Here is a 3,650-nt window from a genome sequence, read left to right on the forward strand (position 1 = left end):
TTTCTCTCACCTACGAAAAGGCTTGGAAGAGACCAAGATCGATGGAAACTCGGGCTAGCGGTGGTGATGCTCTTCGCGAGCCGGTCGGCGGGGCCGCCGAGATCGGCTCGGGCGAGGACGGTGACGAGCTCCGCCGGGCTGGCGGCGGCGTCGAGCGCGGCGAGCAGGTCGAGGGCGCGGTGGGCGGTGTGCAGGCGTCCGGCGGTGGCGAGCGGGTCGAGGCCGAGCCGGGCACCATGGCCCTCGAGGGCGTCGACGAGGGTGCGGGCGTCGGCGAGCCGCTCGCGGGCCGCCGCAGCGGCCCGGCCGGCGAAGTCGCGCACCCGCCGGCCGTGGCCCAGTCCGCGGCCTCGGGCAGCCGCTGCTCGCGCAGCGCCATGTCGGTGGTGATCCCGCCGAGGCCGGGTGCCGGGTCGAGCGGCACGCCGTGACGGACCCAGGCGCGGTCGGTCTGCTCCGCGTAGGTGGCGACGACGAGCGCGGCCACGTGCGCTTCCAGGCCGTACCGGCCGTTGTCGCCGAGCAGCCGCAGCAGCTCGCGGACGGGCAGGTCACCGGCGGAGTTACGGGGCGGCGCGGCCTCCCGGAACACCTCGATCCAGCGGCGGCCGAGGACGAACGCGGCCTCGTGCACCTCACCGAGGCCCAGCGGCCCGGCGACGCGCCGCATGACCGGCCGGTCGGCCTTGGCGACCTCGACCCGCCCGTTGTCGGTCTCCGCGGCGGCCTGCACGTAGCGGAACACGGTCGTGGTGTCGGCGGGGCGGACCCGCTGCCCGGTGCGGTCCGGGTCGAGCTTCGGGTGGTCCGGGTACTGGACGGCGAGCATGCCGTCGGCGATGTGCTCCAGGGCCTCCTTCGCCGAGGCGCCGGGCGGCAGGGTGGGGCGCAGCTCGGGCCACAGCCGGAACAGGTGCTCACCGACGGCGACGTCGACGTCCTCGGCCTGCTTCTGCGCCAGGCCGTAGGCCTGGCGCAGCACCCCGCGCATCCGGATGGTCAGCGCGTCACGCTGGTTGGTCAGTACGGTGTGGGCGCGCTGCCGACCGGTCGGGTTGAGGTGCTGGGCGTGGCTGTCGAAGCGCTGCCCGCTGAGCACGTGGTCGAGCACGACGAGGCGGCGCAGGTCGGCGAGCCGCTCGACGGTGAGCCCGGCGGGCAGCCAGTAGACGCTGCGCTCCCGCCGGCCGGTCTCCAGCAGCCCGGCGACCGTCGGCGACGCTGCGGGCGCCGTCCTGGAACGGGTAGCCGACGACGAGGCGCCAGGCGTGCGCGTCGAGAGGCGTGAACGCATCGTCGACGAACTCGTCGCGGCTGGCGACGTTGCCCCAGACGACCTCGATCTCCCGGGCGCTGCCCCGCCAGACGAGGGTGGCGTGGTCGACGAACCCGCCGGCCTCGGGCAGGCCGAGCTCGCTCCACAGCAACCGCTTGACGAGCCCGTGGCGGGCGCTCGGGTTGTCCGCGTGCTGCGCGGAGGCGAGGATGCTGTCGACGTCGACGCCCACAAGCTCCAGGCTGACGCCCTGGTCATTGGCGTCGGTGACCTTGATCTCGCCGAAGTTCGCCCCCCACGCCTGCACCTTCTGCGCGACCCGGCCGCGATCCTGGCCGGGGACCGGGCTGGTGATGCTGCCGTGGTTGAGCGCGGACAGGCGGCTGACGGTAAGATTGCGCAGCGCCGGCACGGACGGCGCGAGCGCGGACAGCAGCAGCGTCTTCATCAGCCGGTCGTCACCGGTGAAGGTGCGCAGCCGGGCGGCGAGCTTAGCGTCGGCCGGCGCGCCGCCGCCGCCGCCAACACCATCACCACCGGCTGCTGCGGCGGCGGCGGCCTGACGACGGGCGCGCAGCAGCTCGTCCTCGGTGAGCTTGTTCTGTTCCAGCAGATAGGGAGGCAGCCGCGTCTCGTACAGCTTGTTCGCCGCCTCGAACTCGACCTTGAGCTTGGTGGTGAACGGCTGGTCGCCGCCGCGGCTGAGCACGTCGTAGAGGTCACCGAACGGGACGAGCTGGCCCAGGCGCAGGTCGTCGCGGTGGTCGACGAGGAGCTGGAGCATGAGCTTCAGCGCGGTCCGCTGGCGCTGCAAGGCGCTGGAGACGTGCACGAGGGTGTCCATGAACGCCGGGGAGAACGGGTAGCTCAGCCGGAAGGCGGTGATGTCGGCCCCGGTCGACCCGCCGCTGCCGAGCAGCGTGTCCCACACCTCGTGACGCAGGTGCGTGGTCTCGTCGAAGGCCTTCGCGATGGCCTCGGCCGCCGCCGGGCTGACCGGCTGCAGCAGCCGGCGGTTGGCCACCAGCGGTAGGTTGCGGTCCCCGAGCGGGATGACGTCGAACCGGCCGCTGGCGAGGTCGATGGCGTCCTGGAAGGCGAGCTGGACGGCGCCGGCGACCTTCTCTCCGACGAGTTCCCGCAGGTCCCGCTGGCGGGCGATGAAGCTGATGATGGGGATGGCCCGGCGGCCCTCGCCGCCCTCGACGAAGTTGGTGACCTTGCCCGCCTCCCGGGAGACGAACTCCTGGTCGCCCATGGAGTTCGCCAGCCAGAGGATCAGCTCGTCGAGGAACAGCACGAGCCCGTCGTAGCCGAGGCCCTTGGCGTGGGCGGCGATCTCGCCCAGGCCAAGGTCGAGGGAGACGAAGCCCTCGCCGTCCTCCAGGGACTCCCGCAGGACGCCGGGCAGCCAGCTTGTGAGCAGGTCGGAGACGAGGCGACGGCGCAGCGGGTCGTCGAACCCGGCGGCGAAGGCACGGTCGAGCTGGCTGGGCGTCCAGCCGTCCGAGTCGCCCCAGGCGGCGGCCTCCTGCGGCCCCCACTGCCCGTCGTCCTGCGCGGGCTGGCCGGCGGCGGCGCCGGGCAGCCCGGCGATGAACTGCGCGTCGCCGAGCCGGGCGCGCAGCTCGCGGGCGTTGTCGAGCAGCGCGTCCGTGCGGTGCACGGCGGGGATCGGCGCCTCGGGGTGCAGCGCGCGGACGTGCTCGACGTAGCCGCCGAGCACCCGCTGCTCCAGCGACTTGGCGCCGAGCAGGTGGAACGGGACGAGCAGGATGTTGCGCCCGGCCAGGGTGCTGTCGTACTTGGCGATCAGGCCGGCGAACTCGTCGCGGGCTCGGGCGGCCGTTTCGCGCTTCAGCAGGGCGTAGAGGACGGCCATGAAGTGCGACTTGCCGGAGCCGAACGACCCGTGCAGGTAGGCGGCCTTGGATCCGCCGCCGCCAACCGCGGAGGCGATGAGCCCGAGTGCCTGGTCGAAGTTGTCGACCAGCGCATCGGTGATCACGTAGTTGCGCAGGGTTGCCGCGACGTCGCTGACGCCCTCGGTCAGGCTGAGGACGAAGTCGCTCGTGCTGGTCCGTTCCGGGATGTGGATGAACTCGCGCAGAAGCGGCTGGTTCGTCGGCGGCACCGGTCCACGTTAACGCACCTGACAAACGCCCTGTACGGACCGTGCCGCCGCCTTCGCCCACCGCTCGCACGCCACCGCAGCGCGTGGGCAGCCCGTCACCGTCCACCCGACCGTCCGGGGACGGCGACGCCCACCGCACCCGGCCAGGCACGTACCCGGAACACCCGACGGCCGATCCGTGGTCAGTGAGCCATTCCCGGCGTCGATTTGTGAGGTTGGGTAATTGTTGCGGGGTGTGAG

Annotated in this window: 2 protein-coding genes and 1 pseudogene; all 3 read right to left on the minus strand. The window is 72.7% G+C overall.

What is annotated here, in order from left to right:
* Positions 1-323: BREX-2 system ATPase PglY family protein (locus G6R25_RS32075; protein ID WP_473246928.1), on the minus strand; the 323-nt coding region annotated here is incomplete at its 3' end.
* A gap of 194 nt (positions 324-517) precedes the next feature.
* Positions 518-991: pseudogene (locus G6R25_RS32080) on the minus strand (BREX-2 system ATPase PglY family protein); the annotation flags it as partial.
* A gap of 16 nt (positions 992-1,007) precedes the next feature.
* On the minus strand, positions 1,008-3,410 hold the full coding sequence (locus G6R25_RS22500) for a hypothetical protein (protein ID WP_163554483.1): 2,403 nt from the start codon (positions 3,408-3,410) through the stop codon (positions 1,008-1,010).
* Positions 3,411-3,650: the final 240 nt, after the last annotated feature.

The organism is Candidatus Frankia alpina (assembly GCF_902806485.1).
Lineage (GTDB): Bacteria > Actinomycetota > Actinomycetes > Frankiales > Frankiaceae > Frankia > Frankia alpina.